This is a genomic window from Rubrivivax gelatinosus, from assembly GCF_016583785.1.
Lineage (GTDB): Bacteria > Pseudomonadota > Gammaproteobacteria > Burkholderiales > Burkholderiaceae_C > Rubrivivax > Rubrivivax gelatinosus_B.
Map to the genome: position 1 here is coordinate 38189 of NZ_NRRU01000025.1, position 16591 is coordinate 54779.

Below are 16591 nucleotides of genomic sequence, written 5' to 3' on the forward strand. Positions count from 1 at the left end.
CCGTCTTCCCGAGGACCGTGATGAAAACTCTGACTCGTCTTGCCGCCACCGCCGTCTGCATCGCCGCCTTGTCGGCCTGCGGCACCGTGATGCCCACCGCCGACAGCGGCTATCTCAGCGACTACCGCGCGCTGCTGCCGGCCGCCGACGCGTCGGGCGCCCGGCGTGCGGCGGCGCACGCGCTGGACCCGGCCCGCCTGACGATCGACGAGGTCGTCTGGCGTGCCGATGCACGCACCGACCTCGGCGACGACGAACGCCAGGCGCTGCTCGCCGGGCTGGAGCGCGAACTGCGCCAGGCGGTGCAGACGCTGCCGCCGGCGCCCGAGGGGCGGCCGGCGCGCATCCGCGCGGCGATCACACGTGTCGAGACCGTCTCGCCTGGCCTCAACACGGTGGGCACGCTGCTGCTGATCGGCCCGCTGGACCGGGGCGGCGCGGCCTTCGAGATCGAGGCCGTCGACGCCCAGACCGGCGACCAGCTCGCGGCGCTGCGGCTGGGCTATTTCGCCCCGCTGGGCGAGCTGAAGGCCCGCTTCAGCCGGCTCGCGCCGGCGGGGATCGCGGCCCACGAGGCGGCGCTCGAGTTCGCGGCCCTGCTCCAGCCGGCCGGCGCTTCGCCAGCAGGCGCGCTGCCGCGCTGAAGCGCGCGCCGCCTGCCGCTGATGGACTCAATCCGGAGCCCTTGAAGCGCTCGGCCGGCGTGGTTGGCCTGGCTGGACGCACGCCACGCGCCGGAGTCTTGTCCACACCCCCGGTAGTGCCGGCCGCAGCCGCCGACACCGCTGCACGAGCCGCTTGAGACAATCCGCACCCATGAACACCGCGTCCCGCATGAGCAAGGCGACCATCGCCACCTGACACGCCTTTCGACGCGATCGGAAGGCTTGCGCCTTCCGGCCCCGAACCCCGGCAAGCGCGAGCTTCCCGGGGTTTTCTGTTTTCCACCTTCCGGACTTCTGCCGTGCGCACCTACGACAAGCTGATCGCCACGATTCCCGCTCGCCGGAGCGGGAACTGCGTGCGCCCGTGCTTCGGCTGCGCCTTGCACATCAGTCGCTAGCCCTCAGGCGGATCGCCTGGCGGCTGGCCATGCCGACCAGGCCCTCGACGAAGCCCCGAGCGGGGCTTCGCGACGAAAGATCCGTATGAACTCGAACGACAGAAAGCTCCGCAACATCGGCGTCATCGCCCACGTCGACGCGGGCAAGACCACCGTCACCGAACGCATCCTGTTCCACACCGGCGAGAACCATCGCATCGGTGAGGTGCACGACGGCAGCGCGCGCATGGACTTCGACCCGCAGGAACGCCAGCGCGGCATCACCATCGACAGCGCCGCCGTTTCCGTGCAGTGGAAGGGCGCGCAGCTCAACATCATCGACACCCCCGGCCACATCGACTTCAACGTCGAGGTGCGCCGCGCGCTGCGTGTGCTGGACGGCGCCGTCGTGGTGTTCGACGGCGTCGCCGGCGTCGAGCCGCAGACCGAAACCAACTGGCGCCTGGCCGACGGCTACGGCGTGCCGCGCATCGCCTTCGTCAACAAGCTGGACCGCGTCGGCGCGGACTTCCGGCGCGTGGTCTCGATGATCGGCGAGCGCCTGGGCGTCAAGGCCCTGGTGCTGCAGCTGCCCATCGGTGCCGAAGGCGGGTTCCGCGGTGTCGTCGACCTGCTGGCGATGCGCAGCCTGGTCTGGCCGCGCGACGACGCCAGCGAGCCGCCGCAAGTCGGCGCGGTGCCGCCCGAGCTGCTGGACCTGGCCTTGCGCGAGCGCGAGCGCCTGCTCGAGACCGTGGTCGAACAGGACGACGAGCTGCTGCTCGCCTATCTGGACGGCCAGACGCTGCCGGTCGAGGCCCTGCGTCGCGCGATCCGCAAGGGTGTGCTCGCCCAGGCCTTCGTGCCGGTGCTGGGCGGCTCGGCCTACCGCAACCGCGGAGTCGAGCCGCTGCTCGACGCCGTCGTCGACTTCCTGCCGAGCCCGGGCGATCTGCCGGCCACCGAAAACCGGCCGGCGGCCGATGCGCGCGCGCCGCTGGCGGCGCTGGCGTTCAAGCTCGCCCACGACGGGCATGCGGGCATGGTCTTCGTGCGCGTCTACAGCGGGCGTCTGCGCCGTGGCGACACGGTGCTGAACACGGCCACCGGGCGCGTCGAGCGTGTGTCGCGGCTGTACGAGGTGCATGCCGACGAGCGCATCGACATCGACGAGGCGCAGGCAGGCGACATCGTCGCCGTCGTCGGGCTCAAGGACACGCTGACCGGCCACACGCTGAGCGACCGGGCGCATCCGGTGCAGCTGGAGGCCATCGGCGTGCCCGAGCCGGTGATCGACGTCGCGCTCGAACCCCGGCGCCAGGCCGACCAGCAGGCGCTGGCGGCGGCGCTGGCGCTGCTGCAGCGCGAAGACCCGAGCCTGCGCGTGCGCCAGGACGCCGAGTCGGGGCAGATCATCCTGTCCGGCATGGGCGAGCTGCAGCTGGAAGTGGCGGTCGAGCGGCTGCGCTCGCGCCACGGCGTCGACGTGGCAGTGGGGCGGCCGGAGGTGGCCTACCGGGAGTCGATCTCGAAGGAGGTGGAAGTGAACCATGTGCACCGCAAGCAGAGCGGCGGCCCCGGCCAGTTCGCCGAGCTGCGGCTGCGCCTGGCGCCGCTGGAGCGTGGCGCGGGCCTGCGTTTCGAGAGCCGGATCACCGGCGGCGCGATCCCGAAGGAGTACATCCCGGCGGTCGAGGCCGGCGTGCGTCGCGCTGCGCAGCTGGGGGTGCTGGCCGGGTTCCCGACCGTGGACCTGCAGGCCACGCTGCTGGACGGCAGCTTCCACGAGCGCGATTCGTCGACGCTGGCCTTCGAGCTGGCGGCGGCGGCGGCGTTCCGCGAGGCCGCGGCCCAGGCCGGCCCGGGCCTGCTCGAGCCGGTGATGGCCGTCGAGGTGGTGACGCCGCTGGACCACCTGGGCGACGTCATCGGCGACCTGCACCGGCGCCGCGGCATCGTGCGCGGCAACATCACGCGCGGCAACGCCGCGGTGATCGACGCCGAGGTGCCGCTGAAGGAGATGTTCGGCTACATCGGCAGCCTGCGTGCCCTGTCGCAGGGGCGGGCGCAGTACACGATGCAGTTCGACCGCTACCGTGAGGCGGCGGCTGCCGGGCGGGCGGCCTTGGCGCCGGCCAGCGTGGCCTGAGCGGTGTTCCGCGGGCGCGGGCATTCCGGCCCGCGCCCCATCCTGCGGCGAACGCCGCTGTCGCCGCGCCGGCGGCGGGTGCCCGGGGCGGGCCGCTACTTGCCGGCGACGACCTGAATGCGGTTGTCCACCGCCGTCACGCCCTTCACCTCGGCGGCGATCTTGGCGGCCTTGTCCGAGCGCGCCTGCGTCGTCACGGTGCCGGTCAGCACGACGGCACCGGCGCCGTCGGTCTCGACGCCGATCTTGACCAGGCTGGACGCCTTGTCGGCCGCCAGCGCGGCCTTGACCTTGGTGGTGATGACCGAGTCCTTGGCGAGGGTCTTGGCCGAGTCGCTGCCTTCGGCCGCTTGCCCTGCCAGCGGCAGCAGCAGGGTGCCGGCCAGGGCCAGGGCCAGGCCAGCCGCAATCGGTGTACGCATGGTGTGTAACTCCTCAGGTGTGCAGACGCAGGCGCGGCGCGCCCCGGCCCGCATCCTGGGCGCCCGTGCCCGCGTCATCTGTGCGCCGGCGTACGCAGGGCGACAAGGGAAACGGCCGTGGCCGGGGGGCTGCTGGTCGCGGGCGGTCCCGGGGCCGGGCTTGCGCGGAGCATGCGGCAAGCGCCCCGGGGGAATTGACGGCAATAACGAAATAAACGCCATAAAACCCACGGTGGCAATTTGATTTGATGCAACTTCGGTGGCCCGTCTGCCGGTAACTTAGGCGCACTTTCCGATCCGCCCTGCGCAACCAGATAAAAGTTACGGAATAGCCGACATCTGCTTGCCGACACCCGATCAGGAGTACATCTTGGAAGTTATCGAAACCACCCTCAGCGAAACTCTCCGACCATTGCGCGGCACCGCCGCCGATGGCCGATATCCCGCCGCCGAACCCCGCCGGATTCTGTCCCGGCGAGTTCCCTCGGAACGCCCGCGGTTCGACGATGCGTCGCCAGCAGCCCCGCTGCAGCACCCCGCTGCGCCCGGCTACAGCTGACCGGCCTGCTGCCGGTCGGCCCGCGCCCTGCGCCCAGCCTAGGGTCGTCGCCACTACCAGTTTTCCCTGCGCCTGATCCGGTGCCGGCCTGACGCCGGCGCCGGGCCGCGGTTCGCGCCAGAGGCCGCCGCCAAACCGTCCAGGTTTGGGTGGCGCCAGGCCTGCGCTCGCCCCGGCAATCGTCGGCAAAGGGTTCTGGGAAAGGCGTCCGACCGGCTCGGGGAGCGTCTGGCTACCGGTTTTCAAAGACCTTTACCAAAACTTGTCTCGGTCAACGAGAAAACCAGCGCCATAGCACCCGGCTTAGCGGCCCGGTGCCTCATGGCGAGATCGGCGGAATCCCCCTCGAAAACTACCCGGGGATATTCGCAAGACGGCAACCAACGGAGCGATACGATGAGTGAAGCAAGCCGCGCAATCCTGGAGGCGGTGCCTGGCGGCACCGCCGGCACCGGGCAGAAGTTCTGGCCCCATGGCTGGTGGCGCCTGATGGAGGCGAAGGTCGGCGTGATTCCGCTGCCCTTGTTCGTGCTGGCCGGCGTGCTGGTGCTGGCTCTGGCCAGCACCAAAGGCGGTCTGACCAACGAGCTGACGGTGATGGCCGTGACGCTGGCCTTCTTCGGCTTCGCCTGCGGCGAGATCGGCAAACGCATCCCGGTGATCGGCAAGATGGGGGCGGCCGCGATCTGCGCGACCTTCATCCCGTCGGCCCTGGTGTACTACGGGCTGCTGCCGGACATCGTCGTCGAGGCGACGACGAAGTTCTACAAGGCCACCGGCATCCTCTATCTGTACATCTGCTGCGTCATCGTCGGCAGCATCATGAGCATGGATCGCAAGACGCTGATCCAGGGCTTCATGAAGATCGTGATCCCGATGGGCTGTGCCGCCGTCGCCGGCATGGTGGTGGGCACGCTCGCCGGCGTGGCCGTCGGCAAGAGCGCCTACGAGACCTTCTTCTTCATCGTCCTGCCCTGCATGGCCGGCGGTGTCGGCGAAGGCGCGATCCCGCTGTCGATCGGCTTCGCCGAGATCCTCAAGCAGGACCAGGGCGAGATGTTCGGCCGGATCATCCCGATGGTGATGATGGCCAACGTCGTGGCGATCATGCTCTCCGGCGTGCTCGGCGCCATCGGTCGGCGCTATCCGCACCTGACCGGCAACGGCCGTCTGCTGCCTGGCTCCCCGGACGATGAGGAACAGGCCGCCAAGAGCGAGGCCGGCGGCAAGGGCGTCGAGGTCACGGGCCTGGCCGCCGCCGCGCTGATGGCCATCAGCCTGTACATGATCGGCATGCTGGGCTTTCGCCTGATCGGCCTGCCGGCTCCGGTGGGCATGCTCTTCGTCGCCGTGCTGGTCAAGCTGACGCAGGCCGCCTCGCCGTCGCTGACCGAAGGTGCACGCTCGGTCTACAAGTTCTTCCAGACCTCGGTGACCTACCCGGTGCTGTTCGCCGTCGGCGTCGCCATCACGCCGTGGGAGCGCCTGGTCGCCGCCTTCGCGCTGGACAACATCGCCATCATCGTCGCCACCGTGCTGACCGTGGTCGGCACCGGCTTCTTCGTGTCGCGCAAGCTCGGCATGTACGCGGTGGACGCGGCGGTCGTGTCCTGCACGCAGTGCGGCCAGGGCGGCACCGGCGACGTGGCCATCCTCTCGGCTTCGAACCGCATGCAACTGATGCCGTTCGCCCAGATCGCCACGCGCATCGGCGGCGCCATCAACGTCACGGTGTCGCTGCTGGTCCTGTCGCGCATGGTGGCCTGAACCCGGCCGCTTCATCTCCCTGCTTCATCCAACGGCGTCGGTGCCCATCTCCGGCTCGGCAGAGCACCGACGCCCCACGTTTCACGAGGACCCCATGAAACTGCTCAGCTTCCGCAACGCCCGCGGCCATCGCAGCTACGGCATCCGCACCGAGCGCGGCATCGTCGACCTCGGCAGCCGCCTGGGCGAGCGCTACCCGTCGCTGCGCGCGCTGCTCGCCGCCCCGGGCGGCATCGAGCTGGCACGCCAGCACGAGCAGGCCGCACCCGACTGCCAGGAAAGCCAGATCTCGTTCCTGCCCGTCATCGAGCATCCGAACAAGATCTTCTGCGTCGGCATGAACTACGCCGCCAAGCGCCAGGAGTTCAACGAGACCAACCCGGCGCCGACGCTGTTCGTGCGTTTCCCGGATTCGCAGACCGGGCATCGCCGCCCGGTGATCAAGCCGGCGCACAGCCGCGAGTTCGACTACGAGGGCGAACTGGCGGTGGTGATCGGCACCGGCGGCCGCGGCATCCGCCGCGAGGACGCCCTGCAGCACGTCGCCGGCTACGCCTGCTACATGGACGGCTCGGCGCGCGACTGGCAGCACACCTGGTTCACCGCCGGCAAGAACTGGCGCGAGACCGGCGCCTTCGGCCCGTGGATGGTGACCAGCGACGAGATCGGCGACCCGCAGCAGCTGCAGCTGCGCACCTTCCTCAACGGCATGCAGGTGCAGGACGACACGACGGCCAACATGATCCATCCGGTGGCCGCGCTGATCGAATACATCAGCACCTTCAGCGCGCTGTCGCCCGGCGACGTGATCATCACCGGCTCGCCCGGCGGTGTCGGCAAGAAGCGCGTGCCGCCGCTGTTCATGAAGGCCGGCGACACCATCGAGGTCGAGATCTCCGGCATCGGCCGGCTCTTCAACGTCATCGCCGACGAGGTCATCGAGCCCATCGAGGACCTGCAGGTTTCCGAGGCCGTCGAGGCCGCTGCGGCTTGAGCTGAACGGGTGCGAGCGGTCGGCCGGCGCTGCGGCGCCGGGTGACCCGCCATCCCGATGGAGCGTCCATCGTGAGCGAGGACATCGACTTTTACGCCATCGATCCGCGCGTGCAGCCGCACGAGCGCGACGAGGTGCGGCAACTGCTGGCCGAGTGCGATCTCGACCTGGAAGACGGCGTCGAGACCTTCGTCGTCGGCCGTCACGGCCGCCGCCTGGTCGCCTGCGCCGGTCTCGACCACAACATCGTCAAGTGCGTGGCGACGGCGCCGGACCTGCGCGGCAACTCGCTCAGCCTGAAGCTGATGAGCGAGATCATCAACCTGGCGCAGGACTGTGGTCACCACCACCTGTTCCTGTACACCCATCCGCGCAACGTCTCCTTCTTCGCCGGCTGCGGCTTCTACCGCCTGGCCGAGGTGCCGGGCCACGTCAGCCTGATGGAGAACACGCCGGTGGGCATCGCCGGCTACTGCCGCCGCCTGGCCGGTGCGCGCCGGCCGGGCCGCAAGATCGGCTGCATCGTGATGAACGCCAACCCGTTCACGCGCGGGCATGAGTACCTCGTGCGGCTGGCGGCGGCGCAGTGCGACTGGCTGCACCTGTTCGTCGTGCGCGAGGAGGCGTCGCAGTTCTCCTACCGCGACCGTTTCGCGCTGGTGCAGAAGGGTGTCGCCGGCATCGCCCGGCTGACGCTGCACCACGGCTCGGAGTACATGGTCTCGCGCGCCACCTTCCCCGACTACTTCTTCAAGGAGAAGGGCATCGTCGGCGACTGCTGCACGGCCATCGACCTGCTGCTGTTTCGCGAGTACATCGCGCCGGCGCTGGGCGTGACCCACCGCTTCGTCGGCACCGAGCCGTTCTGCGCCACGACGCGCAAGTACAACGCCGACATGCAGCACTGGCTGCAGCAGGTGCCGGACGAGGCGGCGCCGGTGGCCGTCGTCGAGGTGCCGCGCACGTCCTGCGAAGGCGTGCCGATCTCGGCGTCCGAGGTGCGGCGGCTGCTGCGCGCCGGCCAGGCCGGGCGCATCGCGTCGCTGGTGCCGCCGGACACGCTGCAGCTGCTCAACCACCAGTACGCCCCCGCGTTCCGGCGCGAATGCGGCGAGCTCAGTGTCTAGCGCGGCACACCGTCATTTCCGGGCCGGCCGCCGTGCCGGCCCTTCACAAGAGGTATTTGCGATGCAAATCGTCAAGGAAGCACTGGCAGGGACGCTGGAATCCAGCGACCTGCTGGTCAAGGTCGCTCCCGCCGCCGACGGGCGGCTGGAGCTGGTGATCGAAAGCGAAGTGATGCGCCAGTTCGGCGCCCAGATCCGCCGCGTCGTGGTCGACACGCTCGAGCGCCTGGGCGTCAGCGCCGGCCTGATCGTCGTCGAAGACAAGGGGGCGCTGGACTGCGCCATCCGCGCCCGCGTCCAGACCGCCGTGCTGCGCGGCGCCGGGCAAGTGCAAATCGACTGGAGCCAACTGTCATGACATTGCGCCGAAGCATGCTGTTCCTGCCCGGGGCCAACGCCGCGATGCTGAGCACCGCGTTCGTCTACAAGCCCGACTCGATCATGTTCGACCTGGAGGACGCCGTCTCGCTGCGCGAGAAGGACGCCGCGCGGCTGCTGGTCTTCCACGCGCTGCAGAACCCGGCCTACGCCGACATCGAGACCGTGGTCCGCATCAACCCGCTCGCCACGCCCTTCGGCCTGGCCGACCTGGAGGCGGTGGTGCGTGCCGGCGTCGACATCGTGCGCCTGCCCAAGACCGACAGCGCCGCCGACGTGCACGAGCTGGAAGCCCAGGTCGAACGCATCGAGCGCGAGTGCGGCCGCGAAGTCGGCTCGACGCGGCTGATGGCGGCCATCGAGTCGGCCTCGGGCGTCGTCAACGCGCTGGCCATCGCCACCGCGAGCAAGCGCCTGGTGGGCATTGCGCTGGCCGGCTTCGACTACGTGATGGACATGCAGACCGAGCGCGGCGACGGCACCGAGCTGTTCTACGCGCGCTGCGCGGTGCTGCACGCCGCGCGTGTGGCTGGCATCGACGCCTTCGACGTCGTCTATTCCGACGTCAACGACGAAGCCGGCTTCCTGCGCGAGGTCGAGCTGATCCGCAAGCTCGGCTTCAACGGCAAGTCGCTGATCAACCCGCGCCAGATCGAGCTGCTGCACAACGCCTACGCCCCGAGCGAAGAGGACGTGGACCACGCGCAGCGCGTGATCGCCGCCGCCGACAAGGCCGAGCGCGAAGGCCTGGGCGTCATCGCGCTCAACGGCAAGATGATCGACGCCCCCATCGTCAACCACGCCCGGCGTGTGCTCCAGCGGGCGCAGGCCTCCGGCGTGCGCAAGTGACCGGACCCGGAGTTCCCTTCATGAACACGACACTGCAAGACGCCCTGCGCCGCGAGCCGGCGCTCGAGGGCCTGGAACCGTTCGAAGACTACGCCCACCACACGCCGCACCTGCGCGACCCGCAGCACAAGCTCACGCGCAAGATCGTGGCCTCGCTGCAGGACGCGGTGCGCCGCGTGGGCCTGACCGACGGCATGACGATCTCGTTCCACCACGCCTTCCGCGAGGGTGACAAGACGATCAACAACGTCGTCCAGGTGCTGGCCGACATGGGCCTGCGCAACCTGACGTTGGCGTCCTCGTCGCTGCTGAGCTGCAACGCGCCGCTGATCGAGCACATCCGCAACGGCGTCATCAGCCGCATCTACACCTCGGGCATGCGCGGCAAGCTCGCCGAGGCGATCTCCAACGGGCTGATGGAACACCCGGTGCACATCCACTCGCACGGCGGGCGCGTGCACCTGATCAAGAGCGGCGAGCTGAAGATCGACGTCGCCTTCCTCGGCGTCTCGGCCTGCGACGAGTTCGGCAACGCCAACGGCGTCAGCGGCAAGTCGCGCTGCGGCGCGCTGGGCTACGCCAAGGTCGACGCCCAGTTCGCGCGCCGCGTGGTGCTGCTGACCGAGGAGTTCGTCGACTTCCCGAACACGCCGGCCAGCATCTCGCAGGACCAGGTCGACTGCATCGTCAAGGTCGAGCAGGTGGGCGACCCGTCGAAGATCAGCGTCGGCGCCGCACGCGTGACGAGCAACCCGCGCGAGCTGCTGATCGCGCGCTGGGCCGCCGACGTGATGGAGCACTCGGGCTACTTCCGCGACGGTTTCTCGCTGCAGACCGGCTCGGGCGCGTCGTCGACCGCGGCCACGCGTTTCCTCGAGCCGCGCATGCGCAAGGCGGGCATCAAGGCCGCGTTCGCGCTCGGCGGCATCACCGGCGGCATCGTCGACCTGCACCGCAAGGGGCTGATCACCAAGCTCGTGGACACGCAGAGCTTCGACGCCGACGCCGCCGAGTCGCTGCGCACCTCGCCCGAGCACATCGAGGTCTCGACCAACGAGTACGCCAACCCGAGCTCCAAGGGCACGTTCTGCGACCGCGTCGACCTCGTCATCCTGTCGGCGCTGGAGATCGACCTGGACTTCAACGTCAACGTCATCACCGGCTCCGACGGCGTGATGCGCGGCGCCTCCGGCGGCCACAGCGACGTGGCGGCGGCGGCCAACCTGGCGATCGTCGTCGCGCCGCTGATCCGCAGCCGCATCCCGACCATCGTGCGCCGCGTGACGACGGTCGTGACGCCGGGCGAGTGCATCGGCGTGCTCGTCACCGACCACGGCATCGCCGTCAACCCGAACCGGCCCGAACTCGCCGAGCGGCTGCGCGCGGCCGGGCTGCCGGTGATGACGATAGAGGAGCTGCACGCGCGTTCGGTGGCGCTGACCGGCGAACCGCAGGCCATCGAGTTCCTCGACAAGATCGTCGGCGTCGTGCGCTTTCGCGACGGCTCGGTGATCGACCTCGTCCGTCAGGTCAAGCCCTGAACGGCAGGGCGCATGCGTAGCACTGACACGCCCGTGCCGGTGACGCTGGAGCAGATGCTGGCGGCGCGCGAGGAACGCGTGCGCCACCAGCAGGCCGCGCTGGCGGCGCACGGGCTGCCGCTGCTGTCGCTGACGCTGGTGGCGCCCGGGCCGGTGAAGGACAGCGCGCCGCTGCGCGCGGTGTTCTGCGTCGCGCTCGAGCGCATCGAGGCGCTGTGCCGCGAACACGGCTGGCGCGTCGCCGCCTGCCAGGCGTGGCGCCAGGCCACCGGCTGCGAGGCGCTGCTGGCGGTCGACGTCGACGCCGGGCAGCTCAAGCGCGCCGCGGTGGCGCTGGAGGACAGGCACGCGCTCGGCCGTCTGTGGGACCTGGACGTGCTGGGCCTGGACGGGCGCTCGCTGTCGCGCACGGGGCTGGGCCTGGCGCCGCGGCGCTGCCTGGTCTGCGACGAGGCGGCACACGCCTGCGCGCGCTCGCGTGCGCACCCGCTCGAACAACTGCAGGCGGCGATGGCCCGCCTGCTGGAGAACCATCACCATGCGGCCGTTTGCTGATTTCGTCGCGCCCGCGGCAGGGGGGGGCGCGCGTGCACCGGCGGCCGCTGGGCGCCGGCCTGCGATCCTGGACACCCGCCGCGTCGCCGGCTGGGGCCACGAGGCCCTGATCCGCGAGGTCGAGCTGAGCCCCAAGCCGGGTCTCGTCGACCGCTTCAACAACGGCGCGCACGACGACATGGACCTCGCCATGTTCCGCGCCAGCGCCGCGGCCATCGAGCCCTGGCTCGGCGTGTTCTTCCGCTTCGGGCGCAGCGAATGCGACCGGCCGGCGGCCGACTTCCTGCCGCGGCTGCGGCCGCAGGGCCAGGCCTGCGAGCGTGCGATGTTGCGCGCCACCGGCGGCGTCAACACGCACAAGGGCAGCGTCTTCGCGCTCGGGCTGCTGAGCGCCGCCGCCGGCCGCCTGGCCGGGCGCGGCGTGGCCGCCGACGCCGACGGGCTGTGCCTGGAGGTGGCGGCGATCTGCGACGGCCTGGTCGCGCGCGAGCTGCGCGACGGCGGGCCAGCCGCCACGGCCGGCGAGCGCCTGTACCGCGAGCACGGCCTGCCCGGGGCACGCGGCGAAGCTGCCAGCGGCTTCGCCACCGTGCGCCGCCACGGGCTGCCGGCCTGGCGCCGCGCACGCGCCGCCGGCCACGGCGAAGAGGCCGCGCTGCACGCCGTGCTGCTGAACCTGCTCGCCTACAATCAGGACACGAATCTCGTGGCGCGCGGCGGGATCTCGGCCCTTCATTTCGTCCAGACGCGCGCGCGGGCCCTGCTCGTGGCCGGCGGCGTCGATGCGGCGGACCATCTGGCCGAAATGGCCCGCCTCGACCGCGAGATGATCGAGCGCCACATCAGCCCGGGCGGCAGTGCCGATCTGCTGGCGGTGACGTGGTTCCTGTCCCGCTTCAGCCTGTACCCGGACGACGGCGCAGGGCTGGGTTCCTCGGCCCGCGCAGGCGTCGTCTGAGGCCCGTCCCGGCCGCGTATGCCTGCGATGACCCGACCATCCCCTGCCCGCGCCGCCGGCGCGCTGCGCCGACTGGCCGGGCTGCGGCCCGCGCGCTGATCTTCCTGCCGCCTCCGCCGTGGACATCCTGAGCGCACGATCGGGCGACGAAACGCCGGCCGCCGAACCCCGGCCCGTCTGGCGCCGCCCGGGGGCCGACGGCGCGGCAGGCCTGGCGCGCCTGGCGAGCTTCCAGGTCCGGGTGTTCCTGCTGCTGCTGTGCGTGTCGGCCTCGCTGCTGTTCGTCGTCGGCTACTACGTCTTCGAGCGCATGCACGCCACGCTGTACGAGAACCTCGGCCAGCATGCGGTCGTGCAGGCGCAGCAGATCGCCGCGATCCCCGAGTTGATCGAGGCGGTGCGCCGCCGCGACCTGCCCGTGATCGAGCGCATCGCCAAGACCATGCTGCAGCGCACCGATGCCAGCTTCATCGTCATCGGGGACGCCAACGGGCTGCGCCTGTACCACCCCACGCTGGATCCGGGCACGCCGATGGTCGGCGACGACAACGCGCCGGTGCTGCGCGACGGCCAGAGCGAGGTGACGGTGCGCGCCGGCTCGCTGGGTTACGGGCTGCGTGGCAAGGCGCCGATCAAGGACGCCGACGGCGTGGTCGTCGGCGTCGTGTCCGTGGGTTATCTGCAGGACCTGATCTTCAGCCGCGACGTCGCGCAGCGCGGCCCGGTCATCGTCTTCCTCACCATCGCCCTGGGCGCCACCTTCCTCACCGCCTGGTTCTTCGCGCGCAGCATCAAGCGCCAGATGCTGGGCATGGAGCCGGCCGAGATCTCGCGCCTGGTGCGCCAGCAGGAGGCGGTGTTCGACGCCATCATGGAGGGCGTCATCGCCGTCGACCGGCACGACCGCGTGCGCGCCATCAACCACGCCGCGCGCGACATCGTCGGCGACACCCGGTCCAGCCAGGAAATCATCGGCTGCCGGCTGAGCGACGTGGTCGGCAGCGGGGCGCCGAGCCGCGGCGGCGACGGCACCGACGGCGCGCCCGAGATCCGCGACGCGGTGCTGCTGTTCAACAACGTGCAGGTCATCGCCAACCGGCTGCCCGTCGTCGTCGCCGGCAAACCCGTCGGCGCGGTGCTGAGCTTCCGGCGCAAGGACGACATCGCGACGCTCAGCCTGCAGCTGTCGCAGGTGCGCCGCCATGCCGACAACCTGCGTGTCGTGCGCCACGAGCACATGAACTGGCTGTCGACGATCTCCGGCCTGCTGGAGATGAGGCACTACGACGAGGCGCTGCAGCTCGCGCGCATGCAGTCGCGCACGCAGCAGCGCGTGCTCGACACCATCTCGCAGGCGTTCTTCAACGCCCCGGTCTGCGGCATGCTGCTGGGCAAGTACTACCGGGCGCGCGAACTGGGGCTGGAGCTGGTGATAGACCCCGGCTGCCGGCTCAGCAGCCTGCCCGAGGTGCTGAAGGTCTCCGAGTGGCTGTCGATCATCGGCAACCTCCTGGACAACGCCTACGACGCCGCGCTCGCGCTGGGCGAGCGCGGGCAGCGTGTGTCCTTCCTGATGATCGAGTCCGACGACGAGATCGTCATCGAGGTTGCCGACACCGGCGTCGGCGTCGAGGCCGGTGTGCGCGAGACGCTGTTCGAACTCGGCGTGAGCACCAAGCCCGGCGGCGAGCACGGCATCGGGCTGCACCTGGTGAAGACCTATGTCGAGCAGGCGGCCGGTACGATCACGATCGAAGACAACGAGCCGCGCGGGACCATCTTTTCGCTGTTCATTCCCAAAGGAGCCGCCCGTGCCGCCCAAGCATGACGTGTTGATCGTCGAGGACGAAGCCCGCCAGGCGCGGCTGCACGCCGACTTCGTCGGCCGGCACCCGCGCCTGCGTGCAGCCGGCATCGCCACCACGATCGCCGAGGCGCGCCGGCTGCTCGACAACCTGCGGCCGCGGCTGATCCTGCTGGACAACTGGCTGCCCGACGGCAACGGCATCGACCTGCTCGAGCACCTGGTGACGCAGAAGTTCGATGCCCATGTCATCTTCATCACCGCCGCCAGCGAGATGGAGATCTGCGGCAAGGCGATCCGGCTGGGCGCCTTCGACTACATCATCAAGCCGATCGACTACGACCGGCTCACCGCCGCGCTGGAGCGCTTCTGCCAGTTCCTGGACTCGCAGGCCGCGCATCGCCTGGTCGACCAGCGGCGCGTCGACGAGCTCTACAACCTGCAGGCCAAGGCGGCGCTGGAAGAGCGCCGCACCAAGGGCATAGACCAGCTGACGCTGGCGCGGCTGAAGGACTATCTGCTCGACGATCACGGCGAGGGCACCGCCGACACCATCGCCCGCGCCGTCGGCATCAGCAAGACGACGGCGCGCCGCTACCTCGAATACCTGGTCGAGACCCGCTTCGTTGCCGCGCAGATCTCCTACGGCAAGGTGGGCCGCCCGGAACGCAGCTACCGGCTGCTGCGCGCGGCGCCCCCCGACGCCGAGCCATAACGCCGCCGCACGCTGCGGGTCGCACGATGTGGCAATCGATGATGGCATCCCGGGCCTGCCCGGACACGAACGCCGCGCTGCAGGCGGGCGCCCGGGACTTCGACTTCGTGCTGGTGCCGGGCCGATACGACTCCGGGCCCGAGCACTGGCAGTCGTGCTGGGAGCGCTGCCTGCCGGTCTGGCAGCGCATCACGCTGCAGAACTGGCAGGACCCCGACGTCGACCGCTGGGTCGGCGCCATTTCGCGCCTGACGGCGCGCAGCGGCAAACGCGCCATCCTGGTCGGCCACAGCCTGGGCGCGCTGGCTTCGTGCTGCATGGCGCTCGACCATCCCGACCGGGTGGCCGGCCTGATGCTCGTGGCGCCGGCCGAGCCGGCCAAGTTCGAGGCCGACGACCGGGTGCCGGCCTGCGCGCTGGGTGTGCCCAGCGTGCTGGTCGCCAGCCACAACGACCCGTTCATGAGTTTTCGCCGCGCCGAGCACTGGGCACGCGTCTGGGGCAGCGAACTGGTCGATCTGGGCGAGGCCGGGCACATCAACGTCGAGGCCGGCTTCGGGCCGTGGACCTACGGGCTGGAACTGCTGCGCCTCCTGTACCTGCGTGCCGCGGCCTGAAGGCCCGCAGCGTCGGCTCGTGCGGCACGCGCCGGGCGCGTCTTCGCGCCGCCGGCGCTGCTGGCGGCGGCCCCGCAGGAATTGACGGCAATAACGAATTAAGTGCCATTAAAACCGCGGCGGCGATTTGACTTGATGCAACCCCGGGGGCTCGTCCGGCGGTAACTTAGCAGCACTTTCCGATCTGCCCGGTGCGACCAGATGGACCTCGCGGAATGACCGACATCTGCTTGCCGAAACCCGATCAGGAGTACATCTTGGACGTTATCGAAAATACCCTCACCGAAACCCCTCGTAAATTGCGCGGCGTTGCCGCCGATGACCGGAATCTCGCTGCCAGACCTTTCCCGGCGTCGGCTCCGCGCGTTCCCGAAGCGCGGCCCCCGTTCGACGACGCGTTGCGCGAGGAGGAGCTGCAGCACATCGCCGTGCTCGGCTACAACTGACCCGCCTGCCGGGCTGTCGACTCCCGGCCTGACGCCGGGGGCGCCACCCGCCAGCACTCCCCGTGCCTGATCGGGCCGGCAGGACGCCGGCGCGGGGCACCGGTTCACGCCACGAGGCGCCCGACCGTCCAGGTTCGGTCGCGCCAGGCCTGTGCTCGCCCCGGCAATCGTCGGCGGCGCGTTCGGGCAGGTGGCGGGGGCGATTCAGGCGCGGCGCCGGCCGGTTTTCACGGGTCTGAGCCAAAACCTGTCGCGGGCGTTGCCGATGGCGCCGCCAGCAAATATTCCAGGCGACCCGCCGGAACTTCCCGAAACGCCCACGAGACGTTTCCACAACAAGGAAATCAAGATGAATACGATGACTATCACCAGCAGCCGCGCCAACGCCTGGGAAGGCTTCGCCGGGGGTGCCTGGGAAAAAGCCGTGGACGTCCGCGACTTCATTCAGAAGAACTACACCCCGCATACCGGCGACGCCGCCTTTCTGACCGGCGCTACGGCCCGCACGCTGGGCCTGTGGCAGACGCTGCAAGGCCTGCTCAAGCAGGAACAACAAAAGGGCGTGCTCGACGTCTCGACCGACCGTCCGTCGACCATCGTCGCCCACGACGCCGGCTACATCGACGCCGAGCGTGAACTCATCGTCGGCCTGCAGACCGACGCCCCGC

Annotated in this window: 16 protein-coding genes; 15 read left to right on the top strand and 1 reads right to left on the bottom strand. The window is 70.2% G+C overall.

Features of this window, described 5'->3' with window-relative positions; translation table 11 throughout:
- Window positions 1-20 precede the first annotated feature (20 nt).
- Window positions 21-644, top strand: coding sequence for a DUF3313 family protein (locus CKO43_RS08685; RefSeq protein WP_200378401.1), 624 nt, complete (start codon window positions 21-23; stop codon window positions 642-644).
- A 504-nt stretch (window positions 645-1148) separates the two neighbouring features.
- A complete protein-coding gene (gene fusA / locus CKO43_RS08690) occupies window positions 1149-3191 on the top strand; it encodes an elongation factor G (RefSeq protein WP_200378402.1) in 2043 nt (680 codons plus the stop codon).
- 95 nt (window positions 3192-3286) lie between these two features.
- On the opposite strand, the gene CKO43_RS08695 is transcribed toward fusA, so the two are convergent.
- Window positions 3287-3613, bottom strand: a complete 327-nt coding sequence (locus CKO43_RS08695) for a BON domain-containing protein (RefSeq protein ID WP_200378403.1) — start codon at window positions 3611-3613, stop codon at window positions 3287-3289.
- A 955-nt stretch (window positions 3614-4568) separates the two neighbouring features.
- Here CKO43_RS08695 and CKO43_RS08700 point away from each other — a divergent pair.
- The 13 genes from CKO43_RS08700 to CKO43_RS08760 all read left to right on the top strand — a co-directional run.
- Complete coding sequence (locus CKO43_RS08700; RefSeq protein WP_200378404.1) at window positions 4569-5939, top strand: 2-hydroxycarboxylate transporter family protein; 1371 nt, start codon at window positions 4569-4571, stop codon at window positions 5937-5939.
- Window positions 5940-6033: 94 nt separating this feature from the next.
- Entirely contained in the window at window positions 6034-6933 is a 900-nt protein-coding gene (locus CKO43_RS08705) for a fumarylacetoacetate hydrolase family protein (protein WP_200378405.1), read from the top strand.
- A gap of 71 nt (window positions 6934-7004) precedes the next feature.
- Complete coding sequence (gene citC / locus CKO43_RS08710) at window positions 7005-8060, top strand: [citrate (pro-3S)-lyase] ligase (RefSeq protein ID WP_200227180.1); 1056 nt, start codon at window positions 7005-7007, stop codon at window positions 8058-8060.
- 61 nt (window positions 8061-8121) lie between these two features.
- Window positions 8122-8418 carry a citrate lyase acyl carrier protein gene (citD, locus tag CKO43_RS08715; RefSeq protein ID WP_200227182.1) on the top strand — a complete coding sequence of 99 codons (297 nt, stop codon included), beginning with the start codon at window positions 8122-8124 and terminating at the stop codon, window positions 8416-8418.
- Window positions 8415-9287: a citrate (pro-3S)-lyase subunit beta gene (citE, locus tag CKO43_RS08720; protein WP_200227184.1), complete on the top strand. Its 873-nt coding sequence runs from the start codon at window positions 8415-8417 to the stop codon at window positions 9285-9287. The genes citD and citE overlap by 4 nt, the downstream gene beginning before the upstream one ends.
- Before the next feature lie 20 nt (window positions 9288-9307).
- Window positions 9308-10828: a citrate lyase subunit alpha gene (gene citF, locus CKO43_RS08725; protein WP_200378406.1), complete on the top strand. Its 1521-nt coding sequence runs from the start codon at window positions 9308-9310 to the stop codon at window positions 10826-10828.
- A 12-nt stretch (window positions 10829-10840) separates the two neighbouring features.
- Window positions 10841-11383, top strand: a complete 543-nt coding sequence (citX, locus tag CKO43_RS08730) for a citrate lyase holo-[acyl-carrier protein] synthase (protein ID WP_200378407.1) — start codon at window positions 10841-10843, stop codon at window positions 11381-11383.
- Window positions 11367-12341 (top strand): triphosphoribosyl-dephospho-CoA synthase CitG, encoded by a 975-nt coding sequence (gene citG, locus CKO43_RS08735; protein WP_242481101.1) that lies wholly within the window; start codon window positions 11367-11369, stop codon window positions 12339-12341. Before citX ends, citG begins: the two co-directional genes overlap by 17 nt.
- 118 nt (window positions 12342-12459) lie before the next feature.
- Window positions 12460-14169 (top strand): sensor histidine kinase, encoded by a 1710-nt coding sequence (locus CKO43_RS08740; protein WP_346728230.1) that lies wholly within the window; start codon window positions 12460-12462, stop codon window positions 14167-14169.
- Window positions 14153-14860, top strand: a complete 708-nt coding sequence (locus tag CKO43_RS08745) for a response regulator (protein WP_200227189.1) — start codon at window positions 14153-14155, stop codon at window positions 14858-14860. The genes CKO43_RS08740 and CKO43_RS08745 overlap by 17 nt, the downstream gene beginning before the upstream one ends.
- A 38-nt stretch (window positions 14861-14898) precedes the next feature.
- Window positions 14899-15477, top strand: a complete 579-nt coding sequence (locus tag CKO43_RS08750) for an RBBP9/YdeN family alpha/beta hydrolase (protein WP_242481102.1) — start codon at window positions 14899-14901, stop codon at window positions 15475-15477.
- 215 nt (window positions 15478-15692) lie between these two features.
- The gene (locus CKO43_RS08755) at window positions 15693-15923 is read left to right on the top strand and encodes a hypothetical protein (protein WP_200227193.1); all 231 of its coding nucleotides are present in this window, start codon (window positions 15693-15695) and stop codon (window positions 15921-15923) included.
- A gap of 151 nt (window positions 15924-16074) precedes the next feature.
- Window positions 16075-16591, top strand: a 517-nt coding sequence (locus CKO43_RS08760) for a pyruvate formate lyase family protein (RefSeq protein ID WP_346728231.1), incomplete at its 3' end; no start/stop codon positions are given.